General features: G+C 61.0%; 21 protein-coding genes. All 21 read left to right on the forward strand.

Annotated elements, in window-relative coordinates; translation table 11 throughout:
* The first annotated feature begins 110 nt into the window (after window positions 1–110).
* The 21 genes from ACEG18_RS00880 (at window position 111) to ACEG18_RS00980 (ending at window position 26110) form a co-directional block, all read left to right on the forward strand.
* Window positions 111–824, forward strand: a complete 714-nt coding sequence (locus ACEG18_RS00880) for a helix-hairpin-helix domain-containing protein (protein ID WP_372540901.1) — start codon at window positions 111–113, stop codon at window positions 822–824.
* Window positions 821–3124, forward strand: coding sequence for a DNA internalization-related competence protein ComEC/Rec2 (locus ACEG18_RS00885; RefSeq protein ID WP_372540902.1), 2304 nt, complete (start codon window positions 821–823; stop codon window positions 3122–3124). Before ACEG18_RS00880 ends, ACEG18_RS00885 begins: the two co-directional genes overlap by 4 nt.
* 78 nt (window positions 3125–3202) lie before the next feature.
* Window positions 3203–4165, forward strand: coding sequence for a DNA polymerase III subunit delta (holA, locus tag ACEG18_RS00890; protein ID WP_372540903.1), 963 nt, complete (start codon window positions 3203–3205; stop codon window positions 4163–4165).
* A 133-nt stretch (window positions 4166–4298) separates the two neighbouring features.
* Entirely contained in the window at window positions 4299–4565 is a 267-nt protein-coding gene (gene rpsT, locus ACEG18_RS00895; RefSeq protein ID WP_022094714.1) for a 30S ribosomal protein S20, read from the forward strand.
* Window positions 4566–4661: 96 nt separating this feature from the next.
* On the forward strand, window positions 4662–6473 hold the full coding sequence (gene lepA, locus ACEG18_RS00900; RefSeq protein ID WP_055285150.1) for a translation elongation factor 4: 1812 nt from the start codon (window positions 4662–4664) through the stop codon (window positions 6471–6473).
* Window positions 6474–6477: 4 nt separating this feature from the next.
* Window positions 6478–7521, forward strand: a complete 1044-nt coding sequence (gene dusB / locus ACEG18_RS00905; protein ID WP_372540904.1) for a tRNA dihydrouridine synthase DusB — start codon at window positions 6478–6480, stop codon at window positions 7519–7521.
* A 2-nt stretch (window positions 7522–7523) separates the two neighbouring features.
* A complete protein-coding gene (gene hemW / locus ACEG18_RS00910) occupies window positions 7524–8756 on the forward strand; it encodes a radical SAM family heme chaperone HemW (RefSeq protein WP_372540905.1) in 1233 nt (410 codons plus the stop codon).
* Between the two features lie 58 nt (window positions 8757–8814).
* Window positions 8815–9918, forward strand: a complete 1104-nt coding sequence (locus ACEG18_RS00915) for a DnaJ domain-containing protein (protein ID WP_372540906.1) — start codon at window positions 8815–8817, stop codon at window positions 9916–9918.
* An 81-nt stretch (window positions 9919–9999) separates the two neighbouring features.
* Window positions 10000–11148 (forward strand): molecular chaperone DnaJ, encoded by a 1149-nt coding sequence (dnaJ, locus tag ACEG18_RS00920; RefSeq protein WP_372540907.1) that lies wholly within the window; start codon window positions 10000–10002, stop codon window positions 11146–11148.
* A 9-nt stretch (window positions 11149–11157) separates the two neighbouring features.
* Entirely contained in the window at window positions 11158–12450 is a 1293-nt protein-coding gene (locus ACEG18_RS00925) for a MiaB/RimO family radical SAM methylthiotransferase (protein WP_372540908.1), read from the forward strand.
* A complete protein-coding gene (locus tag ACEG18_RS00930) occupies window positions 12431–13417 on the forward strand; it encodes a PhoH family protein (RefSeq protein ID WP_372540909.1) in 987 nt (328 codons plus the stop codon). The genes ACEG18_RS00925 and ACEG18_RS00930 overlap by 20 nt, the downstream gene beginning before the upstream one ends.
* Window positions 13414–13923 carry an rRNA maturation RNase YbeY gene (ybeY, locus tag ACEG18_RS00935; protein ID WP_372540910.1) on the forward strand — a complete coding sequence of 170 codons (510 nt, stop codon included), beginning with the start codon at window positions 13414–13416 and terminating at the stop codon, window positions 13921–13923. The genes ACEG18_RS00930 and ybeY overlap by 4 nt, the downstream gene beginning before the upstream one ends.
* Window positions 13924–13932: 9 nt before the next feature.
* Window positions 13933–14310: a diacylglycerol kinase family protein gene (locus ACEG18_RS00940; RefSeq protein WP_117639888.1), complete on the forward strand. Its 378-nt coding sequence runs from the start codon at window positions 13933–13935 to the stop codon at window positions 14308–14310.
* A gap of 12 nt (window positions 14311–14322) precedes the next feature.
* Complete coding sequence (gene era, locus ACEG18_RS00945; protein ID WP_372540911.1) at window positions 14323–15393, forward strand: GTPase Era; 1071 nt, start codon at window positions 14323–14325, stop codon at window positions 15391–15393.
* A 15-nt stretch (window positions 15394–15408) separates the two neighbouring features.
* Entirely contained in the window at window positions 15409–16158 is a 750-nt protein-coding gene (gene recO / locus ACEG18_RS00950; protein WP_372540912.1) for a DNA repair protein RecO, read from the forward strand.
* 138 nt (window positions 16159–16296) lie between these two features.
* Window positions 16297–16575 carry a 30S ribosomal protein S15 gene (gene rpsO, locus ACEG18_RS00955; protein WP_372540913.1) on the forward strand — a complete coding sequence of 93 codons (279 nt, stop codon included), beginning with the start codon at window positions 16297–16299 and terminating at the stop codon, window positions 16573–16575.
* A gap of 149 nt (window positions 16576–16724) precedes the next feature.
* Window positions 16725–18971: a polyribonucleotide nucleotidyltransferase gene (locus ACEG18_RS00960; protein ID WP_372540914.1), complete on the forward strand. Its 2247-nt coding sequence runs from the start codon at window positions 16725–16727 to the stop codon at window positions 18969–18971.
* A gap of 651 nt (window positions 18972–19622) precedes the next feature.
* Window positions 19623–21293 (forward strand): ribonuclease J, encoded by a 1671-nt coding sequence (locus ACEG18_RS00965; RefSeq protein WP_372540915.1) that lies wholly within the window; start codon window positions 19623–19625, stop codon window positions 21291–21293.
* Between the two features lies 1 nt (window position 21294).
* Window positions 21295–24075 (forward strand): FtsK/SpoIIIE family DNA translocase, encoded by a 2781-nt coding sequence (locus tag ACEG18_RS00970; protein ID WP_372540916.1) that lies wholly within the window; start codon window positions 21295–21297, stop codon window positions 24073–24075.
* Complete coding sequence (locus tag ACEG18_RS00975) at window positions 24075–25586, forward strand: RodZ domain-containing protein (protein ID WP_372540917.1); 1512 nt, start codon at window positions 24075–24077, stop codon at window positions 25584–25586. Before ACEG18_RS00970 ends, ACEG18_RS00975 begins: the two co-directional genes overlap by 1 nt.
* 26 nt (window positions 25587–25612) lie before the next feature.
* Window positions 25613–26110: a YajQ family cyclic di-GMP-binding protein gene (locus ACEG18_RS00980; RefSeq protein WP_372540918.1), complete on the forward strand. Its 498-nt coding sequence runs from the start codon at window positions 25613–25615 to the stop codon at window positions 26108–26110.
* Window positions 26111–26127: the final 17 nt, after the last annotated feature.

Here is a 26127-nt window from a genome sequence, read left to right on the forward strand (position 1 = left end):
AGATTTGTGCAAGGTTTTGGTCAGCTTTTGGTTTGACCGCAAAAACCGGTTTTGGGGCGTGGCCGTTGCGGAGCTCCTTTCCTGACACGATGGTGTTGGGAGGTTTTGCTATGGCGCAGCGCGAACAACACGAACGAGTCAAAAAGATGGACCGCTGGGCGGGCAAACTGCTCGGTCATAAGGCAGTGGTGGTGGCGATACTGGTCGTCATTGCGATGGCGAGTGGACTGGCGATGGCGAACCTAGGCGGCAGTGCCGGCGGCGTGTCGTTTGAGCGCACTGATGGTTCGGGCTCGTTAGTGGAGCCGGTATCCGGAGATGCTTCGAGCGGAAAGACATCCGAAGGCTCTTCGCCTAAGGCGTCTGCCGCGGTAGAGGTCTATGTCGATGTTGACGGCGCCGTTGTGTCGCCCGGTGTATATCGTCTCAAGGACGGCGCGCGGGTGGCTCAGGCGATTGATGCCGCCGGCGGGCTGGCGCCCGAGGCAGACGTTACGGGACTCAATCGGGCATCTAAGGTCGTCGATGGACAGAAGATTCACGTTCCAACGGTAGGGGAGCAGCAGGCGTCCATTGCGGAAGCCGGTGTTGATGGTGGGGCTTCCGCATCGTCGGGCGTTAGTGGCGCAACAGGTCTAGTAAACATCAATACGGCAAGCGCAGAAGAGCTGCAGACGCTTTCGGGCATCGGCCCCTCCATGGCCCAGTCGATTATTGATGAGCGGACAAAGAACGGTGCTTTTGCCTCGGTTGACGATCTGATGCGTGTGTCGGGAATCGGCGAGAAGAAGCTTGCCAAAATCAAAGATTGCATCTGCGTATGAATGCGACCGAGCGCGAGCATGTGATGCCTCCGCGGCCCCTGATTCCGTGGACGATGGCCTTGTGTGCCGGCATGTGCATGAGCTGCGTCTTGGTGCTCAACATGGCCGCTGATGCGCTGCTGAGGGAGCGGGCGCCGGCGTTCGGGCCGCTATGGGCCATTCCCGTTGCGGCGGCGGTATTCGTTGTACTGGCTCAATCTTGTGCGCGGCTTGCCCCTTTGAAGCGGTGGCTGTATGCCGCGTCCGTCGGCCTCGTAGCGAGTGCGGTCGTCTCGGCGTGGTGGTCCGTGGATGTGCTCAGTGCCGCGAAGACGCTCGACGGTCGAGCGGCAAGCAGTCTCGAGTTTGTCGTGCAGGGTGACCCATCCATAAACGACGACGTGTATTCCTATACCTGCGAGGCACGCGCGGACGGTAAGAACTTGGCAACGGTTCGCCTATCGTGTGATCGTGAGCTCAAGGTCGGGGCGCACGTGCGTGTTATCGGTCGCGTTTTACGTTTTGAGAACGATGCGTATGGACGATCGCGCGTGCTCCGAGGCGAGGTGCGCAAGGTTAAATCCGTTCGGATCGTGTCGGTCGATGAGGGCTTTCCGGTGCCGCTGCTTCGGCTGCGAAATGGGCTGCTTGCATCCATCGCGCCTGCGACCGACCCGGCGCGTGCGCTCATAGCCGGTGTCGTCTGCGGTCGTTCGGCCGAGCTGCGCGCCCAGCCGGCGGGCGACTGGTTTTCGGTGACGGGAACGGCGCATCTTATCGCCGTCTCGGGCAGCCATTTGGCTATCGTGGGGTTTGTAATCGAGGGTGTATTGCAAAAGACTCGGTGCTCACGTGGTCTTCAGCGGGCGATATTGGCGATAACGCTTGTGGGTTATGCTGCCTTTACGGGCGCGTCTCCCTCGGCCGTGCGTGCGTGCTGCATGGTGTTCGCGACGCTTGTCGTAAACGGCGCGGGGCGTCGTCGGCACGGCCTTTCGGCACTCTTCGTAACCATGTCCATCTTTGTGCTACTGCGGCCGACGGTGCTGTTCGAGATGGGCTTTCAGCTTTCATGCGCCAGCGTCTTAGCCATCCTTTGCTTTTGCCCCTATGCGACCTACGCTTTGGGTGAGTTGCGTGTGCCATCGGGCGTTGCCGGCATGCTTTCCGTCACGCTGTGCTCGCAGTTGGCGACACTTCCCATTACCGTTCCCGCCTTCGGTACGTTCTCGATCATTGCTCCGCTGGCAAATGCGGTCATCGGTCCGGTGGTGAGCGTACTGCTCGCTGTGTCGATCGTGTTGGCTCCCTTTTCGCTCGTGGGACCGTTGCGGACTTGGGCGCTCTTTGTGCCCATGATTGCCGCCCGTTGCGCGCTGTTCTTCGAGCAACTGTTTGCCGCCGTGCCGGGTGCATCCGTGAATGTGCCGCCCGATAGCATGTGGATTTACTTAGTGCCGTGTTTGCTGGCGGTTCTGCTGGTCTGGTGGCCGCGTCCCCGTGCACGTCCTATGGCGGTGGGGCTTGTATGCCTGGTGCTTTTGGCTGCGATTCCGTACGTCTACTGGGATCGATTTGCTCCGCCTTCGGTGACGGTGCTCGATGTGGGCCAGGCCGATGCGATTCTTATCCGCCAGGGCGGCGCAGTTGCACTCGTCGACTGCGGACTCGACGAGCGCGTGGTGGCGGCGTTGGTTCGCAATAACGTGCACCATATCGACGCCGTCTTTGTGACGCATTGGGATGAGGACCACTGGGGTGGTCTGCCTGCCGTGCTCGAACAGTTTTCGGTCGGAACGATTGCCGTGGCGGCCGATGCGCTGGAGGATGCCCCTGCCGAGGTATTGAACCGACCTGGCGTGGAGTATCGGCAGGTGCGCCGTGGGGATACGGTCGACATCGGCTCTTTTTGCGCCCGCGTGATGTGGCCATTCGAGTCCGTGGATGGCGAGGGAAATGAGGACTCGCTTGTCCTGTTGCTCTCTTATGTTCAGGAAGGCAAGGGCCTGCGAATACTTCTCACCGGTGATGCCGAGCTCGACCAAGAACGGGAATTCGTGCAGGAAGTGGGGGATATCGATGTCCTTAAACTTGGACATCACGGCTCCAAGGTTTCAGTCGATGGCGAGTTGCTGGACGTCCTGAAGCCCGAGCTTTCCCTCGCGAGCGCGGGTGAGGGGAATCGATACGGCCATCCGTCTGACGCCTGCATCGATGCCGTTAAGGAAGCGGGTGGTGTGTTCGCGTGCACTATCGAACACGGCGACATTACCGTCACGCCGACTGCGAATGGCTTTGCGATGCGATGCCAGCGACCGTGACGACGTCGTTGGCGTGTGGTGGGCCCCTGGGCTAGAATGACACGGAACGAATACGAAGGCCTGCGGGAGGGGAGCGCAATGTCCGAAACCGGTTTGCTGCCGGCATATTTGATCGTCGGTACTGACGGCGTCAAACGCGACCACGCCGTCTCGCGTATGAAAGCGCGTCTGGAAAAGACGGGCATGGTCGAGTTCAACCTCGACGAGCGCGACATGACCAAGGACCCCGATGTCGAGTCTATTATCGGATCGCTTAACACCTTTCCCATGGGCAGCGAGTTTCGCTTGGTAATCCTTGATGGCTGCTCAAAGCTCGCTAAGGCGGTCTCGGAGCCGCTCGTCGAGTATCTGGCGAGTCCCAGTCCCACAACGGTCTGCCTCATCATCGCCGACTCGCTTGCCAAGAACACGCGCCTGTATAAGGCGATCGCCAAGATCGACAAGAAGGCTATCGTCGATTGCTCCTGCACCAAGCGCTGGGAGTTACCGCGCCGCGTGCAGCAGATGGCGACGCAGCACGGCAAGTCGATCTCGACGGCGGCCGCCGAGGAACTCGTCTCGCGTTCGGGTGAAAACACTCGCATGCTCGATAACGACTTGGCTAAGCTTGCCCAGATGGTCGAGGTGCCCCAGATTGAGCTTGCCGACGTTGAGCGCTGGATTGTACGTACGGCCGAGGTTCAGCCCTGGGACTTTCTCAATGCGGTCTCGGCCCGTGACATGCGACGCTCGCTCGAGCTCTTCAATCTACTGCCCGCCAAGAGCTACGTGTGGACCTACACGCTGCTATGCGGTCGAATCCGTGAGCTGATCGTCGCCAAGGCGCTCGATGCGCGCGGACAGGGTCGTGAGCTCGCCGCAACGCTCAAGCTCCAGTCCTGGCAGGTCAAGAATCACCTGACCTGGGCACGTCGCTTTTCGATGGCAGAGCTCGTCGCAGCGCTCGAGGGTGCCGTTGATGTGGAGCTCGCGCTCAAGGGTTCGGCCGATTCTCAGACCGCGCTTTTGCTCTGGATTACGAACATCTTGAGAAAATCGTGATGATACCTGCCTATTTGACAAATTCGTTCTATCCCTTTGAGAGGGAGCGTGCTATAGTAGGCGCTTGCATGACCTCACCGTGTCTCAGAGGTGTCATACATTTTTTGCAAGGAACTCGAAAGGAACTCCAGAAGTGGCAAACATCAAGTCTCAGAAGAAGCGTATCCGCACCAATGAGGCAGCTCGCATGCGTAACAAGGCTGTCAAGTCCGAGCTCAAGACGCTGACCAAGCACGTCCAGTCCGCCGTCGCCGAGGGCGACGCCGAGAAGGCCCAGGCTGCCCTCAAGACCGTCACCAAGCGTCTCGACATGGCTGCCGCCAAGCATGTTATCCATAAGAACCAGGCTTCCAACCGCAAGTCCGGTCTTGCCAAGCTCGTGAACAGCATCAACGCTTAAGTTGTAAATTTCACACCACACAGATTACGCGCATAAATGGAGCCTGTTTTATGGAACAGGCTCCATCTTTTGTACCGCTCGGGTAAGATAGTCCGCATGAATACTTCAATTGACATTTCCCACATCCGCAACTTCTCGATCGTTGCGCATATCGACCATGGCAAGTCCACGATCAGCGACCGCATCCTCGAGCTCACCCATACCGTCGACGAACGCGACATGGAGTCGCAGCTGCTCGACACCATGGATATCGAGCGCGAGCGCGGCATTACGATCAAGTCCAATGCCGTCCGCGTTTCCTATGACGCCGACGATGGTGAGACGTATCAGTTCAATCTGATCGATACGCCGGGCCACGTTGACTTTACCTACGAGGTCTCGCGTTCTCTGGCCGCCTGCGAGGGCGCGGTGCTCGTCGTCGATGCCACCCAGGGTGTCGAGGCGCAGACCGTCTCCAACGCGACGCTCGCCATGAACGCCAATCTGGACATTGTGCCGGCCATCAACAAGATCGACCTGCCCTCGGCCCATCCCGATGAGGTTAAGACCGAGATCGAGGATGATCTGGCCATTCCCGCCGACGATGCCGTGTGCGTCTCGGGCAAGACCGGCGAGGGCATCCACGATCTGCTGGAGTCCATTGTCTTTTTGATCTCTCCGCCCAAGGGCGATGCGAACGCGCCGCTCAAGGCACTCATCCTGGATTCGTACTTCGACGAGTATCGTGGTGTCGTCGCCACGGTGCGCATCTTTGACGGCTCCATCAAAAAGGGCGATACCCTGCGCATGATGCAGGCAAAGGGCGACTTTTTGGTCGATGGCGTGGGCGTCAAGCGTCCCGCCGAGACCCCGGTCGACGCGCTGACGGTCGGCGAGGTCGGATACGTGGTCACGGGCCTGAAGGACCCCGAGGCCGTGCGCGTGGGCGATACCCTCACGTGGGCCTCGAACCCCTGCCCCGAGCCGCTTCCGGGCTACCGCGAGGCCAAGCCCATGGTCTACACGGGCCTGTTCCCGATCGACAACAAGGACTACGAGAACCTGCGCGACGCCCTCGATAAGCTTCACGTTAACGACCCTTCGTTGGTTTGGGAGCCCGAGACGTCTGTGGCGCTTGGCTTTGGCTTCCGCGTGGGCTTCTTGGGCCTGCTGCACATGGAGGTCGTTAAGGAGCGTCTCGAGCGTGAGTTCAACCTGGACCTCATTGCCACGAGTCCCTCGGTCGACTATCACGTCTACAAGACCGACGGCGAAATGATCGATGTCCGCAGTCCGCAGGACCTTCCCGAGGCCACGCGCATCGAACGTATCGAGGAACCCTACCTCAAGGCAAAGATCATCTGCCCGCCTGAGTACACGGGTGCCGTCATGCAGCTCGCCATCGAGCACCGCGGCGTCACGACTGACATGATCCACCTGACGAGCAAATCGGTCGAGATGCGCTTCGATATGCCGCTCGCCGAGCTCATCTTGGACTTCTTCGATCAGCTCAAAAGCCGCACCAAGGGTTACGCCTCGCTCGACTACGAGTTCAACGAGTACCGTCCCTCCGAGCTCGTGAAGCTCGATATTTTGCTTTCGGGCGACGAGGTGGACGCGCTGTCGTTTATCGTGCACAAGGATAAGGCTTATGGCCTGGCCCGCGGCTTGTGCGACAAGCTTAAGGAGATCATCCCGCGTCAGCTGTTCGAGGTGCCCATCCAGGGTGCTATCGGCAACAAGATCATCGCCCGTTCCACCGTCAAGGCGCGTCGCAAGGACGTTCTTGCTAAGTGCTACGGCGGCGATATCTCGCGTAAGCGCAAGCTGCTCGAGAAGCAGAAAGAGGGCAAGAAGCGTATGAAGGCCATCGGATCGGTCGAGGTCCCGCAGGAGGCCTTTATGGCGATCCTCAAGGTGGACGAGTAGGTCTATGGCTCTTTCCGAATATAGTCTGCGGCTGCTGGGCGCCTATGCCGAGCAGCCGTTCCTTATGGCTCCCATGGCGGGCGTTACCGACCCCGCCTATCGCATCATGTGTCGCCGCCGCGGTGCCAACCTTGCCTACAGCGAGATGGTGAGCGTGGCAGGCCTTGCCTATGCCAGCAACAAAACGTGGCGCCTGGTGCTGCCGGCCGACGAGGAGCAGCAGATTTGCGTGCAGCTCTTTGGCTCCAAGCCCGATCAGTTTGCGAGCGCCGTCGCCGCCGTCGAGGAGCGCGTTGGCGATCGCCTGTCGCTCATCGATATCAATATGGCATGCCCCGCCCGCAAGGTCGTTACCAAGGGCGAGGGCTCGGCGCTTATGCGCACGCCCGACCTGGCGGAGAAGATCGTCGAGGCCACGGTGGGCGCGGCGCACGTGCCCGTGACCGTTAAGATCCGCAAGGGTTTTTATGCCGAGGATCGCAACGCCGCAACGTTTGCCCAGATGCTCGAAGGGGCAGGCGCCTCTGCAGTTGCCGTGCACGGTCGTTGTGCCACGCAGCTCTATACGGGCCAGGCCGATTGGTCTGTCGTCGATGAGGTTGCCGACGCTGTCGAGATTCCCGTGATTGGTTCGGGCGATGTGTTCTCGGCCGAGGACGCTGTTGAGCATCTGCAAGGCTCGGGTGCCAGCGCGGTGTTTATCGCGCGCGGCATCTACGGCAATCCGTGGGTGTTCGGCGATGCCCGAGCCCTTGCACTCGATGGCATGCCGCTTCCTTCTCGCTCCTCGGTCGAGCGCCTGGAGGCTCTGCGCGAGCACCTGACGTTGACGCACGAGCTTCTGCCGCTTATGTCGCGCGCCCGTACGTATGCAAGCTGGTACTTAAAGGGCATGCCCCATGCTGCCGCCTGGCGCGCTCAGGTGGTGCGCTGCTCCACGTACGAGGAATTTATGGCGCTGGTCGATGATGTCGAGCGCGACGTTGTGGTCTGCGAGGCCGCGCTTGCCGCCGGTGAGTCGGTGCCCGCGCATTCGCTGGAGGCTTAAGGGTGGCCGTTACCGCGCTGTATGTGCACGTGCCGTTTTGCGCTCAGAAATGCCGTTATTGCGACTTTGACTCGCGCAGCGTGGCCCCGTGCGACCTGGAGGCTGCGCTCGATGCCTATTTTGAGCACCTGTATGCGCGGCTCGATGTTTTTGGCAACGCTGGGGCACTCAGACAGATCCGCACTGTCTACGTAGGCGGCGGCACGCCGTCGCTGGCAGGGGAGCGCCTGGTGAAACTTGCCCGTCGTATCTCCATGTGGTGCAAGCCCGTTGAGTTTACTTGCGAAGCCAATCCTGAGTCGTTGACCGCTGAGCTCGCCACCGCGCTTGCCGAGGCGGGCGTCACGCGCATCTCTCTTGGCGTGCAAACCCTCGATAATACCGAGCTGGCTGCTATTGGCCGCATTCACGATGCTAATCGGGCACTTGCGGCTATCGCGACGGTGAAGGACGCTGGCCTCGATGTGTCGTGCGACCTGATGTGCGGCCTTCCCGGGCAGACGGCCGCAAGCTGGCGGAGCACGCTCGATGGCGTGCTGGCGGCGGCGCCGCATCATGTATCGGTGTACCCGCTCACTCTCGAGGAGGGCACACCACTCTATCGCATGGCGTGCCGTGACGAGTCTCTCGAGCCCGACGAGGATTTTCAGGCTTCGTGCATGGACGCGGCGCGTGAGCGCCTGGGTGCGGCCGGCTATCATCCGTATGAGGTGGCAAGCTACGCGCTCGACGGCCATGAGTGCGCCCATAACATTGCCTACTGGACCGGACGGGGCTACCTGGGCCTGGGTCGTTCTGCCGCGGGCATGCTCGACGACGAGGATTTCGACCGTCTTGCAGGTTTGTTCCCCGGCGTGTCTTCTCGAGGCGATGCGTACCGCGTGCGTCTGGTGCAACGTGACGATGACGCGACGGCGTTCGAGGCCGAATATCTGTCGCAGCGCGAGGCTGTCGCCGAAGACTTGATGCTCGCCTGTCGCATGACGCGCGGTGTTGCGTCCGACCTGTTGGCTCGTGCAGCTTGCGTCATCCCAACGGGCGAGCTGGCAGCTGCCTGCGATCGCGCGCTCGAATTGGGTCTTGCCACTTGGGTGCCCGAGACGCTCTGGGGTCATGAGGGACCCTTCACTTCGGCAGATGTCGTAGCGGGCCATGTTCGAGCTCGTCTGGCACCGACCCATCTGGGCTGGCTCGATGGAAATGTTCTGTTCGAGCTGTTTTGGGATCTAGCTTAGGCCGCTCGGGTAGAATTACCGGAATATATACGCTGCTGTGAGCAGGAGGTTGCCGCGCATGGCGACGATGAACGAAAAAGATTACTACGAGATTCTGGGTGTCTCCAAGGACGCCACCTCGCGTGATATTCAAAAGGCCTTCCAGCAAAAGGCCCGTAAGCTCCATCCGGACGTCAATAAAGAGCCGGATGCCGAGGAAAAGTTTAAAGAGGTTTCCGAGGCCTATGCCGTGCTTTCGGATGAGCAAAAACGTGCGCGCTACGACGCCATGCGTTCTGGCAATCCCTTTGCCGGTGCTCCTACGGCTTCGCCCTATGGTGGCGGCTACGCCGGCAGCACGGGCTATGGCAATCCCTTTGAGGGCGGCTTTCCCTTTGGTGGCGCCTGGGGCCAGCAGCGTCGCGGCCAGGCTGCCTACAATCCCGAGAACGGCGCCAACGCGGTCGTCGATATCAAGCTCGACGCCAAGGAGGCCAAGGGCGGTGCCCGCAAGACCGTTCGCTACACGCGCTTCAATACCTGTGGTCACTGCGGCGGCTCTGGCTCCGTTTCGTCCGAGCATGCACATACCTGCCCGAGCTGCGGTGGCCGCGGCCACATCGACGTCGACCTGTCCTTCCTGTTTGGTGCGGGCACGTTCCAGTCGGTCTGTCCCGAGTGCGGCGGTTCCGGTAAGGTCGTGGCCGACCCCTGCCCCGATTGCGGCGGCAGCGGGCGAACCCGTGTGACCTCCGAGCAGACGATTGAGTTTCCTGCCGGCACGCACGATGGCGACGAGGTCCGCATTAGCGGCATGGGCCATGCTGGCACTAACGGTGCCGCGGGCGGCGACCTGGTCGGCCGCGCCCATGTTGAGGCCGAGCGCTTGGAAGGCAAGGCCCGTACTGGCTTTTACCTGATGGGCATCGTGGCGCCGTTTTTGGTACTCTCGGCCATCTCGGGCGTGTTCTCGGCCTTTGCCGTGATGTGCTTTATCCCCTTTACCATGGGCCTGTTCATGGTGCTTTCGGACGGTGTGCTTCATCGCAGCCTGCTGTGGTGGAAGCGCGGCGCGATGCAGTTTGCCAACGGTTTTGCCAACGGCTTCATGTTCGCGCTCGTGTCGGTTTGGTTCGCGAGCTGCTCGCAACGGGCCATGCTTTCGCCGTACCAAATGCAATAACATCAAACCCTCTGTTTGCGGTCGGCCCAGCTTGGGTATAGGACGCACTGTGACAATAATGAAAGTCGGAAGGATTCGGTCGTGTCGGAAAATAGGGATTACTACGAGGTACTTGGCGTCGACAGGGATGCCGACGCGCGGACGATTAAGCGTGCGTTTCTAAAGAAGGCCCGTACCGTACATCCGGATGTTTCGGACGATCCCGAGGCCGAGGCCAAGTTCAAAGAACTCAACGAGGCCTATTCCGTTCTTTCCGATGAGCAGAAGCGTGCTAACTACGACCGTTACGGCACCGCGGACGGCCCCGGTGGCTCTGGTTATGTCGACATCAACGATATCTTTGGTGGCATGGGCATGGACGACCTGTTCTCGTCGTTTTTTGGCGGCGGTGCCGGCGGTGGCGCCCGCGGCCGTCGTGAGCGTCGTCGCGGACGTGACATGGCCATCTCGCTTTCGGTGACGCTCGAGGAGGCGGCGCTCGGCTGCAAAAAGACGATCAGCTATGACCGCCTTGCCCCCTGCGAGGATTGCAACGGCACCGGTAGGGCCGAGGGCGCACAGGAAAAGCAGTGCGGCCGCTGCCACGGTACGGGCTACGTCACGACGGTTCAGCGTTCGTTCCTGGGCCAGGTTCAGTCTTCCTCGCCTTGCCCCGACTGCCATGGCGAGGGCACGGTCATCGACCATCCCTGTGAGACCTGCGACGGTCAGGGCCGCACGCCTTCGCACGAAAAGATCGACATCGATATTCCCGCCGGCGTTTCTACCGGTCGCCAGCTGCGTGTGAGCGGCTTTGGCGAGGCCGGCCTTCGCGGCGAGCCTTCGGGCGACTTGATTGTCAACGTGCGCGTCGCCGACCATGAGCGCTTTAAGCGCAACGGTGACGACCTGTACCTGGTGAGCGATATCTCGATTGCGCAGGCTGCGCTCGGCTGCGAGATCGAGGTCGAGGGCATTATGCCCGACGAGGTCGTTAAGGTGACGGTTCCCGCCGGTGCCCAGTACGGCGACACCGTGAGCGTCAATAATTACGGAATGCCGCGCATTGGCGGTGGCGGTTCGCGTGGCCGCCTGATCGTGCAACTGCGCGTGGTCGTTCCCACCAATCTTTCCAATAAGCAACGCGAGCTGCTCCGTGCTTTTGCCGATGAGATGGGCGATGACGTCGCTTCCGGTAAGAAGTCGGTGACCGACCGTATCAAGAGTGCCCTCGACGATATCCTCGATTAAGGAGCCCGCGTGCTCGCACCCCATATTTCCGTCGTCAACCTCGGCTGCCGTGTCAACCGGGTTGAGTCTGACCGTATCACTGCCGATCTTATGCGCCTGGGCTTTGCTATGGTGGAGCCCCACGATGCCGATCTGATCGTCATTAACACCTGTGCCGTTACGGGCGAGGCCGAGGCCAAGACCCGTAAGGCCGTCCGTCATGCGCTGGCCCATCCAAACGAGCCCTATGTGGTCGTGACCGGATGCGTGGTCAATTTGCACCCCGAGGAGCTGTTGGAGCTTTCGGATCGCGTGATTGCCGAGCCGTCTAAGATCAATGTCGCCGAACGTGTCTGCGAGGTGCTGGGCGTTGAGTCCGATAGCGTTCCCGCCTGCAGCGATGGTGACGTGGTCGATGCGCTCGGTCGTTCGCGGCTGGGCGTGAAGATTCAGGACGGCTGCAACCATCGCTGCACCTATTGCATTGTGTGGAAGGCCCGCGGCCCCGAGCGTTCCGTGCCCGTCGAGTCCGTTCTCGAACAGGTGCGTGAAGCCCAGGAGGCCGGCGTGCCCGAGGTGGTGCTGACCGGTGTGAACCTGGGTGCCTACGATGGCAAGAGCGCGACCGACGAGCATGTCGAAATCGATGAGCTGCTCGAGGCCATCATGGAGCGCACGACTATTGCGCATGTGCGCATTTCCTCGGTCGAGCCCATGGATATCTCTGAGCGTCTGCTTAAGGTTATGGCGCGCTATCCGCAGCGTATTGCCCCGTTTTTGCACCTGCCCGTGCAGTCCGGCTGTACGGCGACGCTGCATCGCATGGGTCGTCCCTATAGTGCCGAGGCCTTTGAGGACACGGTGCGTATGATTCGCGCCAACTTGCCCCAGGCGTCTCTTTCGTGCGATGTCATCGTCGGATTTCCTGGTGAGACGGACGAGGAGTTCGAGGAGTCGCTGGCGCTGTGCCGCCGTGTGGGTTTCTCGCGTATGCACGTGTTCCGCTACAGCAAGCGTCCCGGTACCCTTGCTGCCGACATGCCCGACCAGGTGCCGCCCGAGGTTATGGCCGAGCGCAGCCGTCGTATGCGAGACACGGCGCAGGAGCTCGCTATTGCCGATGCTCGTTGTCGCGTGGGCACTGTCGAGCGTGCCGTGCTCGAGTATGGTGACAACCTGACGCTCGGTTCGTTCCATCATGCCCGTCTTGACGATACCTGTGGACTTACAGCCCCGTGCCTGCTCGATGTTGCTATCATCGGAGTCGATGATTCCGGCTTGGTCCATGCGCGCAGGGAGGTCCATGGAAGCCTCGAAGATTAGACTTACCGTTCCCGAGGGAATTGATCCCTCGCGCGTTTTGGGCGCCGGCGACGGCGTCCTTCGTGCGCTCGAGAGTTTGGTTCGCGCTCACGTGGTCGCCCGTGGCGATAGTATCGCCGTGAGCGGTGACCCGGACGAGGTCGAGCTCGTGGCGCGTTTTTTCGAACACGCTTTTCGCGAGGCGGCCGCCGGGCGCACGCTGTCTGCCGACGATGTCTCTCGCTGCCTGGCCGTCTTGCGCGACGGTGAGCACGAGGCTACGTCGCTTCGCGATGACGTGTTGCTTTCGTATCGCGGCCGCGTCATTCGCCCCAAGACGCTCGGGCAAAAGCGCTATGTGGATGCCATCCGCTCGCATACCATCACGTTTGGCCTGGGTCCAGCCGGTACCGGTAAGACTTATCTGGCCATGGCTCTCGCCGTTGCCGCGCTCAAGCGCCACGAGGTGGGCCGTCTGATCTTGACGCGTCCGGTTGTCGAGGCGGGGGAGAACCTGGGCTTTTTGCCCGGCACCCTCGAGGAAAAGATCGATCCGTACATGCGCCCGCTCTACGATGCCCTTTTTGACATGATGGATCGTGAGCGCTCCGATGAGCTTATGGAGCGCGGCGTGATCGAGATCGCCCCGCTCGCCTACATGCGCGGTCGTACGCTGAGCGATGCCTTCGTGGTACTCGACGAGGCGCAAAATACCACGCCCGAGCAGATGAAGATGTTCCTGACACGCCTTGGCTTCAACTCCAAGTTCGTGGTTACCGGCGACCTGAGCCAGCGCGACCTGGTGGGTCGTCGTGGTGGCTTGGCGGATGTCGAGAAGATTTTGGGCCGTGTCGACGATGTGGCGTTTGCACACCTGGAGCGCGCCGATGTGGTGCGCCATGCCCTGGTGGGTCGTATCGTCGAGGCATACGATGCTTATGATGACGTGCGTGAGCAGCGCTCGCGCGACCGAAAGGAGTCCCGTTGAGTGTATTGATCAGCAACGATGCCGAGCTCGATACGCTGCTCGACGTGCAGGAAGTGGAGCACATCTGCGAGGTTGTGCTTGCCGCCGAGGGCGTTGAACGTGAAGTCGAGATTTCCCTTTCGTATGTCGACGAGGACGAGATGCACGAGCTCAACCACGAGTGGCGTGGCATCGACCGCACCACCGATGTGCTCTCGTTTGAATGCGACTCGGCCTTTGACGAGGATATTCCCGCCGACGAGACGCTCGAGCTCGGCGATATTATCTTGGCCCCGCAGGTCATTGCCCGTCAGGCCCCCGGTTTTGGCAATAGCCCCGCTGACGAGTGCCGTCTGATGCTCGTACACGGAATGCTGCACCTGCTGGGCTATGACCACATCGAGGACGACGAGGCTGAGGTCATGGAGGCTCGCGAGGACGCTATCCTGCGCGATCTGGCGCTCGAGCGCGGCGAGGATCCTAAACTGGTCCACGTCGGCCCCATCACCAATCATGCCCACGACTAGGAGCCGTTTATGATTCCCGGATCGAACAAGGACCATCCGTCCTTCTTAAAGTCGTTCTCCTACGCCATGGAGGGCTTCGTTACCGCCGTCAAGACCGAGCGCAACATTAAGGTCATGCTCGTGGCGGGCGTTTGCACCGTCATTGCCGGCTGCATTGTGGGGCTCGACATTGCCGAGTGGGCAACGATTATCATTTGCTGCGGCCTGGTGATTCACGGCGAGCTGTGCAACACCGCTATGGAGGCCATTGTCGATCTGGCGACCCAGGAGCTCCATCCGCTGGCCAAGCGTGCGAAGGACATCGCCGCCGCCTCTGTATACGTTCTTTCCATCACCGCCGCGATTGTGGGCGTGCTGGTATTTGCCCACGCGCTCGGCTTTATTTAGAAAGGGATTCCCATGTCCGACAATATGCAGCCTACCGATGAGATTTTGGACGACGAGTCCCTGGACGAGGCTGAAGGTGCCGATTCGTTTGACGAGGCCGAGGAGTTCGACCCGTTTGAGGGCATGAGCGATGAGGAGCTCGACGCCCTGTGCGACGAGGGCGACAGCCTCGCGGGCTTTGGCGACGTGGAGCCCGGTTTCCGCAGCGGCTTTGTGGCCCTGGTCGGACGCCCCAACGCCGGCAAGTCCACGCTGCTCAATGCATGCTATGGCAAAAAGGTCGCCATCACCTCGCCGGTAGCCCAGACGACTCGCCGTCGCATGCGCGCCGTCGTCAATCGTCCCGGCTACCAGCTGGTCTTTGTCGATACCCCGGGTATTCACAAGCCCAAGGACGGTCTGGGGTCCGAGCTCAACAAGAGCTCTCTTTTCGAGCTGAACGATGTCGATGTTGTCGCGTTTTTGATTGATGCCACCAAACCGATCGGCAGGGGAGACGCCTGGGTTGCCGAGCGTGTCAAGAATGCCCGTTCCAAGAAGGTCCTGGTGCTCACCAAAGCCGATGAAGCCGACCCCGCACAGGTCATGGAGCAGCTTAAGGCCGCCCATGAGCTTATGGAATATGACGACGAGATCGTGACGTCGTCGGTCAAGAACTTTAACGTCGATGCCTTCATCGAGACCGTTGCGCACTTTTTGCCCGAGGGTCCGCGTTGGTTCCCCGAGGACATGGGTACCGACGCTTCCGATGAGACGCTCGTTGCCGAGTTTGTGCGTGAGAAGGTCTTGCGCCGCACCCGTGATGAGATCCCGCACTCCGTGGGCGTGATTTGCGATGCGCTTGAGCAGACCAAGAAGGTGCTGCGCGTGCACGCCACCATTTACGTCGAGCGCGAGGGCCAAAAGGGCATCATCATCGGCAAGGGCGGCGAGATGATCAAGCATATCGGTATCGACGCCCGTCGCGATCTTGAGCGCATCTTTGGCACGCAGGTCTTTTTGGAGCTGGACGTGAAGGTCAAGGCTGGCTGGCGTGACGACGAGGCCCAGATTCGCCGCTTTGGCTATAACGCCGAGGATTAGGGACACGCGGCGCGCATGGCAGGCTCCCGGACATATCGCACAAAGGTACTCGTCCTCGATAAGACCAAGCTCAAAGAGACCGACCTGATTCTGACGATGCTTGACGAGCGGGGTCGGCAGGTTCGTGCCGTGGCAAAGGGCGCGCGCAAACCCGGCGGGCGCTTGGCGGCGCGCTGCGAGCTGTTCTGCACCGTCGATATGCTGCTCGCGCATGGTCGGTCGCTCGACGTGGTTTCTCAGGCCGAGCTCATGGAGGCGCCGCTCGGCGCCGCGCCCGATTACGAGACGACTTGCGCCGCAAGCGCGATTGCCGAGGTGGCGCGCGTGTGCTCGTTCGAGGACGCCGAGGACCCGTTTACCTTTGCCATCACGCAGCGAGCGCTTGCCTTGGTGGGCGGCGGGCTCGACGCGGCGCATATGGATCTACTTGTGGCGGCATATGCCTTTAAGCTGCTGTCCCACGTTGGCTACCGACCCGATTTTTCGGCCTGCGTGCTGTGCGGAGACCCCATGTTGTCGTATTTTTCGCCCCAGGCGGGCGGTCTCATGTGCGGGTCGTGCGCGTCGAGCGTTCCGGGTGCCGAGCTGGTGTCGACCGGTGAGGTCGCATGGCTGCGCGCCCTCATGTCTATGACCTTCGATGCGCTTATGGCCGAGAGGGTCGACCCCCATACCGCTGCCTTTTTGCTGGGGCTTTCGCACGTGTGGGCTGCGACGCACACCGATCAACGTCTCCGTGCGATGGAATTCATGTTGGGTCGGTGATGATGCGCAGGCACGGGCTGCTTGTGGTAACATACCGATCTGTTGGTACCTCGACCTTGGATGCTCGCTCCACCGGCGGCTTCCCAGTCCGAGGCGAATCGAGTCGCCCGTGGGCGACGCAAAACGAAAGGTGAAACAATGACTGTTTCCAAAGAGCGCAAGGCGGAGCTGACTGCCCAGTTCGGTAACACCCCGGTCGACACCGGCAACCCCAAGGTTCAGGTCGCCATCCTGACCGAGCGCATCAAGGAGCTGACCGAGCACATGAAGTCCCACCAGAAGGACTTCCACACCCGTCGTGGCCTGCTCATGCTCGTCGGCCGTCGTCGTCGTCTTCTCTCCTACATCAAGAAGAACAACATCGTCGAGTATCGTGAGCTCATCAAGGCTCTGGGCATCCGCGACAACATCCAGTAGGATTTGTACATGCTAAGAGCGTCCTGCGTAGCGGGGCGCTCTTTTTGTGTAAGGGCGTGAACAATCACGCTCTGAAGCGTGGCGGGGGCAGGGGGCCCGCGTCACATGAGAAGCCCGCAGGCAAGGGGCCTGTGGGGTAAAGGAGAACAATGACACTCGTATCCAAGACCTTTGAGCTGTACGGCAAGACCTACACCTTTGAGTCGGGCGAGCTTGCCAAGCAGGCCACCGGCGCCTGTCTGGTCAAGCAGGGCGACACCACGATGCTCGACACCGTGGTCGTCTCCAAGGAGCGTAAGAACTACGACTTTTTCCCGCTGACCGTCGACTTCAACGAGAAGATGTACGCCGCCGGCCGCATCCCGGGTGGCTACCTCAAGCGTGAGGGCCGTCCCAGCGAGAAGGCCACGCTCACGGCCCGTATGATCGACCGCCCGATTCGTCCGAGCTTCCCGGACGGCTTCCGCAACGAGGTGCACATCGTCGCCACCTCGCTCGTCGCCGACCAGGTCAACCCCTTTGACGTCATCAACGTCATGGGTGCTTCCCTGGCCATGACGCTCGGCGGCGTGCCCTTTGAGGGCCCGCTTGCCTGCGTGCGCATCGGCCGTAACGTGGAGACCGGCGAGTTTATCGTCAACCCCACCTATGAGGAGCGCGAGAACTCCGATCTGGATCTGGAGCTGGGTGGCTCCGCCGACTTCATCTCGATGGTCGAGGCCGGCGCCGAGGAGATCTCCGAGGACGACATGCTCGCCGCCATGAAGTTTGGCCAGGAGGCCCTTGCTGCCTTCTGCCAGGCTCAGGACGAGTTTGTCGCCGAGTGGGAGCAGGTCAACGGCGCCATCGTCAAGAAGGAGTACCCGCTCGACCAGCCCGTCGAGGAGGTTCAGGAGCGCATCTTCGCCCACTACGACGAGATGGCAGCCGCCCTTCGCGACGCCGACAAGCTCTCCCGTATCGGCAAGGTCGAGGCTCTGAAGGAGTCCATCCGTGCCGAGTTCACCGAGGAGGAGCAGTCCGCTTGGGAGCGCGAGATTCCCGTGGCGCTCAAGAAGCTTGAGAAGAAGGCTATGCGTACCATGGTCGTCGAGACCGGCGAGCGCGTCGACGGCCGTGCCGCCGATGAGATTCGCCCCATCATGGTGAAGGATAACTACCTGCCGCTCGTTCACGGCTCCGGTCTGTTCCAGCGTGGCCAGACCCAGGTGCTTTCCGTCCTGTCGCTCGGTATGCTCAACGAGGGCCAGCGTCTGGATACCATCGAGCCCACCGAGGGCAAGCGCTACATGCACCACTACAACTTCCCGCCGTTCTGCACCGGCGAGACCGGCCGCATGGGCAGCCCCAAGCGCCGCGAGATCGGCCACGGCAACCTGGCCGAGCGCGCTTTGCTTCCGGTGCTCCCCGACGAGAACGAGTTCCCCTACGCCATTCGCGTCGTCTCCGAGGTCATGGAGTCCAACGGCTCCTCTTCGATGGCTTCGACCTGCGGCTCCACGCTCGCCCTTATGGACGGCGGCGTGCCCATTAAGCGCCCGGTCTCCGGTATCGCCATGGGCCTGATCCAGGAGGAGGGCAAGACCGTGGTCCTGTCCGACATCCAGGGTCTCGAGGACTTCCTTGGCGACATGGACTTTAAGGTCACCGGCACCACCGAGGGCATTACCGCTCTGCAGATGGACAACAAGGCCACCGGCCTTACCTTTGACATCTTGGCCCGCGCCCTGCAGCAGGCCAAGGAGGGTCGCGCCTTCATCCTGCAGAAGATGCTCGATGTGATCCCCGAGCCGCGCCACACCACGCGCAGCACCGCTCCGCGCATCGTTTCCATCCAGGTTCCGACCGACAAGATCCGCGACGTCATCGGTTCCGGCGGTAAGGTCATCCGCGGTATCCAGGACGAGACCGGCGCCTCGGTCGACATCCAGGAGGACGGTACCGTCTTTGTCGGCGGCACCGGCGAGTCCGTCGACCAGGCCGTCGAGCGTATCAAGCTCATCATCAAGGTTCCCGAGCCGGGCGAGGAGTACACCGGTCGCGTGGTCTCCATCCAGCCCTTCGGCGCCTTCGTCAACCTGCTGCCCGGTAAGGACGGCCTGCTGCACATCTCCCGCGTCGCCAAGGGCCGCGTGGAGAAGGTCGAGGACGTCCTCAACGTGGGCGACGAGGTCAAGGTCGTCGTCATCGAGGTCGACGATCGTGGCAAGATCTCGCTCGATCGTCTTGACAAGCCCGAGGCCCCGGCTCGCGCCGAGGGTTCCTCCGAGGGCGACGGCGAGCACTTCCAGCGCCGTGAGCGTCCGCGTCGCGAGCGCTCTGAGCGCAGCGACCGTCCGCGCCGTCCCGGCGACAACGGAGGCCGCAAGCCCCGCCGTCACCACGACGCCGAGTAACAGCAACACATAAGCAGCTCAAAAAGGGCGACTCCGGACAGGGGTCGCCCTTTTGTTTGCGCCCGGGAGGGCCGCACATGAAGTTTCCTGCTCTACAGTCCTGCTCACGACGGAGGCCACATTAAGTGGCCTCCTGTTCGTGCGGAACTCGCGATAAACTTTACCCGCGGACCCCGCCGGGAATAGCAAAAGGGCTGGTTTGGGCGGGTTGCGATTGTGTCAGACAGTCTATTCAGTTATTTGAATTCAGATCTTTTGACAATCGCATGCGCGTCATTGCCCCAGATAAAACCGACCAAAATAAAGCTGTCCTATTTTGGCAGGTCTGGTCTCAGCGGGCCCGGCACGGGCTAAGTTTATCGCGAGTTCCGCACGCAAAGGAAAGCACTTAATGTGCTTTCCGTCTTGCGCAGGACTGTAGAGCAGGAAACTTAGCCCGTGCCGGGCCCGCTGAGACCAGACCGGCGGGATAGACCGGTTCAGATGGGGCTTTGATGCATGGGTGGTCTGTTGTTGTGCAAATGGGTATCATACTGTGGTTATTGCATCGACTCTGCGTTGCATGTTTGTACGTTCCCGGCGGTCGGTTTGCCAGAAGCGCCCCGTCGGTTGTTCCAGACCCGTTTCGAAGAAAGGAAACCACACTAACCTATGGCAGCTAAAAAATCATCTCCCTTGAAGATCATCCCGCTCGGCGGTCTTGACGGCATCGGCAAGAACATGACGGTCTTCGAGTGCGGCGACGACATGGTGCTCGTCGACGCCGGTCTTATGTTCCCGGATGACTCCCAGCCTGGTATCGACCTGGTGCTTCCCGACTACACCTATGTTCTGGAGAACGAGGAGAAGCTCCGCGGTATCATCGTCACTCACGGCCACGAGGACCACACCGGTTCGCTTCCGTACCTGCTGCAGGACCTCAACAACAAGGTGCCCATCTTCTCGAGCAAGCTGACGCTCGGTTTTATCGAGGGCAAGCTCTCCGAGTTCCGCATCCGCGCGCCTAAGTTCCGCGAGGTCAAGGGCGGCAGCCATGTCAACCTCGGCGGCATCTCGCTCGACTTCTTCTCGATGACGCACTCCATCCCGGGCGCTCTGGGCGTGTTCATCCGCACCAATCAAGGCACCGTTATGCACACCGGCGACTTTAAGCTCGACCAGACGCCCATCGATGGCGTCACGCCCGACTATGCCGCTATCAGCCGCTTTGCCAAGCAGGGCATCGACCTGCTGCTTTCCGACTCCACCAATGCCACGGTTCCCGGCTTTACCAAGTCCGAGGCCGAGGTTGGTCCCAACCTGCTGCACGCCATCAAGAACGCCCCGGGTCGCGTGTTCGTCGCATCGTTCTCGAGCCACATCCATCGTTTGCAGCAGATCTGCGATGCCGCCCGCAAGTGCGGCCGTAAGGTCGTTGTGACCGGTCGCTCCATGCTCACGAACACCCGCGTGGCGCGCGAGCTCGGTTATCTCAATATCGATGATGCCGATATCATCGATGCCTTCGATATTGATAATCTTCCTGACGACAAGATCGTCGTCATGTGCACTGGTTCGCAGGGCGAGCCACTGTCGGCCCTGTCCCGCATGGCCAATGGCGAGCACAAGACGCTCTCCATCCACGAGGGCGATACCGTTATCCTCTCGGCAACTCCCGTTCCTGGCAACGAGAAGGCCGTCCAGCAGGTCGTCAACAGCCTGGCCAAGCTCGGCTGCGACGTGTGGGATAAGAACCGCGCTCTCGTCCATGTCTCGGGTCACGGTAGCCAGGAGGAGCTCAAGCTCCTGATGGCCATGGCCAAGCCCACGTACTTTATGCCGGTTCACGGTGAGGCCGTGCATCTGCGCGCCCATGCCCAGCTGGCCCGCAAGATGGGCATCAAGGACGATCATATCTTTATCCTCGATAACGGCGACACGCTCGAGATGCGCGGCGGTATCGTCAAGCTCGGTACGCCCGTCGAGTCCGGTGTCGTCTACGTCGACGGCCTGCGTATCGGCGATACCGACCCCATCGTCCTTCGCGATCGCCAGAAGCTCGCCAACGACGGTATGGTCACGGCCGTTGCCATCGTCTCCCTCAAACACAAGAAGATCGAGGCCATCGAGTTCTCGGGCCGCGGCGTCTCGTTTGCCATCGACGACCAGTTCTCCGAGGATGCCTCCGCGTCCATTATGAAGACGATCGAGAAGGGTAAGTTTAGCTTTACCAGCAGCGGTTCCGATGCCATTCGCAAGGCCGTGCGCGATTCGCTCTCTAACTTTATCTGGAGCCGTACGCGCACCCGTCCGATGATCATCCCGGTCGTCATGGAGGTTTAGTTTGGCGCGCGGATCTGCACAAAACGCCAAAGGCAATAAGGCCAATAACCAACCGGCATCTGCTAAGGGTGCCGGTTCCCATCTGCGTGCCAATAAGGGCCACGAGGCAGACTTCGACGATTTTGAGCCCTTGGTCGAGCCCTCGGCCAACCGCGATATCGCCGGCGTGGTCATTGCCGTTTTGGCGATCGCGTCCTTCATTGCCGTGATCTCACCGGCAACAGCGCCCGTGACGGCTGCTGTTGCCGGGTTCTATCACCTGGGCTTTGGCCTGGGCGCCTACGTGTTGCCGATCGTCATCTTGCTGTTTGCCGCCACGCTCTTTTTGGGTGAGGACTCGCCGCTCAACGTGCGCTCTGTTGCGGGCGGCGCCGTGGTCTTTATCGCCGTCGTCTCCATTCTTTCGCTGATGGTGCCGGGCACGAGCGATTCGTGCGACCTTATGTTTACGCCGCAGAACCTTTCCGTGTCGGGTGGCTACATCGGTGCGTTTATTGCGAGTGCGCTGCAGAATGCCCTGGGTAAGCCTATCGCCATGGTAGTCCTGCTGGGGCTTGTCGTCGTTGGTTTGGTCATTATCGGTTTTTCGGTGGGTGGCGTTTTGCGCTCCGCACGCGATCGCGCTTCCGATTTTGCCGAACGCCGTCGTGCCGATGTCAACGCCAGCCCTTGGGGTGACGACGAAGCCCTGTCGGTGCCCGGCGTTGCCCGTCCGCACCTGAGCATTCTTCGTCAAAAGGGCTCCGATGCTGCCGTGACCACGGTCATGGGCAACGATGTGGACCCGGTTTTGGACGATGACGACGAGGACGATGACCCGTTTGTCGATGTGTCCGAGGCCGTGGAGGCCGAGCGCGCTAAGACCACGCTGTTGCCGCGCCGCCATGCCAAGAAGGGCAAGGCTGCGCCTAAGCTCAATACGAGTGAGCCCGACCCGTCTTGGTCCGATAGCGAGATTGAGCTCACCGAGGGCGATGACGAGGACGACGAGGCTCCGATTGAGACCGCAAAGACAACTTTGCTGCCGCGTCGCCATGCAAAGCGCGGCCAGGTAACCGGCCAGCTTTCGATGGAAGACGACTCCGATAAGATCGACGAGTCCGAGCCGCCGTTTGCCGTAAATCCCGTCTCGGCCGCACCTCAGATTCCCGACTTCCTGAAGCATCCCAAGGTTGCCGATGCGCCTGCCACGAGTGCTGTCGAATCGGCTGCGGCTCGTGATGGGGGAGTGGATGACGGCGCCGCAGATAACGAGGGCGAAGAAGAGGACGGCCTCAAGCTTCCGCCGCTCGAAATTCTGCATGCCAACCCGCAGTCGGCTTCCGCCGCGTCTTCGGACAAGGAGCTTGAGCAGACCGCTGAGTCACTGCAATCCACCTTGCTTGAGTTTGGCCGCAGTGCCCGCGTGGTCGGCTGGATCGCCGGCCCCACGGTGACGACCTTTAAGCTGCAACCTGGCGAGGGCGAGCGCGTGAGCAAGATTTCGAGCCTCGAGGACGATATCGCGCTTTCGCTCGCTGCCCAGTCGGTACGTATCTTTGCCCCGATCCCCGGCACCTCGCTTGTGGGCATCGAGATTCCCAACCGCAAGCGCCAGAACGTCAATCTGGGCGACGTGCTGCCCTATGTGAAGGGCGGTCCGCTCGAGCTCGCCATCGGCCGCGACGCCGAGGGCACGCCGGTTGTCGCCGACCTCGCCAAGATGCCTCACCTGCTTATCGCCGGTACGACCGGTTCTGGTAAGTCGGTGATGATCAATTCCATCATCACGACCTTGCTCATGCGCGCCCTTCCCGAGGACGTTCGCCTGATCATGGTCGACCCCAAGCGCGTCGAGCTTGCGGGCTATAACGGTCTGCCGCATCTCTATGTGCCCGTGGTGACCGAGCCCAAGCAGGCCGCGAGCGCTCTGCAATGGGCCGTGTCCGAGATGGAGCGTCGCCTGAAGGTCTTTGAGCGGCTCAACGTGCGTAAGATCTCGACCTACAACGAAAAGCAGGCCGCCGGCGAGTTTGAGCATTACGACAACCCTCCGCAAAAGATGCCTTACCTGGTCATCATCATTGACGAGCTCTCTGACCTGATGATGGTCGCCGGTAAGGATGTCGAGGCCTCGATCATGCGTATTGCACAGCTGGGCCGTGCCGCCGGTATTCACCTTATCGTTGCCACGCAGCGCCCCAGCTCCAACGTGGTGACGGGCCTTATCAAGGCCAACATCACCAACCGCATCGCCTTTAACGTCGCCACGGGCATTGACTCGCGCGTCATCATCGACCAGATGGGTGCCGAAAAGCTCACCGGTTTGGGCGACATGCTGTTCTCAAAGGTCGACTGGGGCAAGCCTCGCCGTATCCAGGGCTGCTTTGTCTCGGACGACGAAATCAACGAGATTGTCGAGTTCGTCAAGTCGCAAAGCGAGCCCGACTACCACGAGGAGATTCTGTCCGCCGTGGCGCCCGCTTCCATGTCCATGGCTGGTGGCGGCGGCATTGTCCGCACCGGAGTCTCCGAGCCGCAAGACGATGATCCGCTCATCTGGGAAGCCGCCCATATTGTGGTGGAATCGCAGCTGGGCTCCACATCTGGCCTGCAACGTCGTCTGAAGGTTGGCTATGCGCGCGCCGGGCGTATTATGGACATGCTGGAAGAAAAGGGTGTCGTCGGCCCGCCCGACGGTTCCAAGCCGCGCGAGGTCCTGTTGGACGAGGAGGGGCTTGCCGCGCTGGAATCTGTCGACGCCGAGATGGCACGTGAAGATCGTGAGTTTGGAGGATTCTGATGGCTGCACGCTTTGGTGACATGCTGCTCGAGCAGCGTCGCCGAATGGGCCTTTCCATTCAGCAGGTCGCCAACACCATCAAAATCAGGCCGCAGATCATCGAGTTTTTCGAGACCGGTAATTTTGCTTCGATGCCGCCGCGTGGCTATGCGCAGGGCATGATTTCGAGCTATGCTCGCTTTTTGGGCCTCAATCCGCGTGAGGTCGTCAATGCCTACTTTGACGACCTGATGGCATACGAACGCGAGACGTCGCAGCAGGGCGGTCGTTTCCAGGACGCTGCCGGCTACGTCAATTCGCGTTCCTCTGTCGATAACGGGCGCTTTCTGATGGTTCAGGGCGGTCGTTCGACCCGCTATGGACAGCGTCCTCAGCAGGCCGGTTATATTACCGAGACGGGTTCGGGCGAGGAGATTCGCTCACAGCGTGACCGGTTCCGCAGTACGCCGATGCCCGAGGACCGTGCACTTCCCGCTGCCCGCGGCGTGGCGCGTGACCCTCGTGCCGGCTACGGCGACGGCGGCTATTCCGATCGCGGTCACCGTGGTATCTCCACCGGACGCTCTCGCGGTGGCTATGCGGACGCCGACACCACGCAGGTGACGCCGCGTCTTCGCTCTCAACCACAGCCGTATGGCCAGCGCTCTTCGGCTCCGCGTGCGGGCCAGCGTGGCTATCAAGGTCGCGGTGAACTTGCGCCCCGCTCGGGTCAGCGCAGCCTTCAGGGCCAGGGTGGCTATCGCGGCCGTTCCGATAGCAATCGTGGTCGTATGCCTCAGGGAGGCGGCCGCAGCAGTTCCAGTCGTGGACGCGGCGGTTCCCATGCTCCTCAAAACAACGGGCTCGATCCGCGTATCGTCTACGCCGGTATCGGTGCCGTGGCGTTGCTGCTGGTCGTGCTCATCGTGGTACTTCTGCGCGGCTGCGCATCTTCGACGCCCGAGACCACGCTCGAGACGCCCACTGCTACCAAGACGACGACCAAGAAGTCTTCTAAGAAGACCGAAACGGTCGACGAGGACGAAGACACCGATGAGGCGACGGATGAGTCGACCGATTCGGATGCCACCAAGACGACGGCTAAAAAGGAAGAGAACGAGGTAACGAAGGTCAAGGTCTCCGTTGCCAAGGGAAAGACCGCCTGGATTGAGGTCAAGGTCGACGGTAAGTCGGTCTATGGTGCCCAGGCGACTGGCCCCTTTGAGCAGGAGTACACGCCCGAGTCCTCGATCGAGATCACCACGTCCAAGCCTTCCGATGTCACCGTTACCAAGAACGGCGAAAAGGTCCGTTACGATACCAAGACCTCGGGCGTAGCGCGTGTGACGATCACCGTTCCCAAGAAGGAGACGACTGATTCCGAGAATGGTGAAAGTTCTGATGGTGCCGACACCACCGATGGTACCGACACCACCGACGGCACCGATGCCCAGTCCACGGATGGCGACGATACCGCAACTGACGGCCAGACGCCCACCGATTCTACCGACTATTCGTACGATAGCTACTAAGCCGCTCGTACGCGAAAGGAAACATCATGGCTAAAGATTCCAGCTTCGACGTCGTGTCCGAGGTCAACATGCAAGAGTTCGACAACGCCTTCCAGCAGACAACGCGCGAGATTTCCCAGCGCTATGACCTGAAGGATTCCGGCGCCACGATCGAGCTTTCGAAGGGCGACAAACTCTTTACGATCAACGCCCCGGCCGACTTTGTCTCCAAGCAGATCATCGATGTCCTGAGCTCCAAGCTCATCAAGCGCGGCATCGACCTCAAGGCCGTCTCGTGGGATGCTCCGCAGGCGGCATCGGGCGGCACCGTGCGCGTGCTCGGCCATATCGTCGAGGGTATCGACCAGGCGACCGCCAAGAAGATCAATAAGGACATCAAGGACCAAAAGCTCAAGGTCAAGGTGACCATCGAGGCCGAGAAGCTGCGTGTTTCCTCTGCTTCGAAGGACGCGTTGCAGACCGTGATCCAGTTCCTGCGCGACCAGGACTACGGCCAGCCGCTGCAGTTCACCAACTACCGCTAATATCATTCGAAAGGACT

The organism is Collinsella aerofaciens, from assembly GCF_041537385.1.
In the GTDB taxonomy this organism is placed as follows: Bacteria; Actinomycetota; Coriobacteriia; order Coriobacteriales; family Coriobacteriaceae; genus Collinsella; species Collinsella aerofaciens_BV.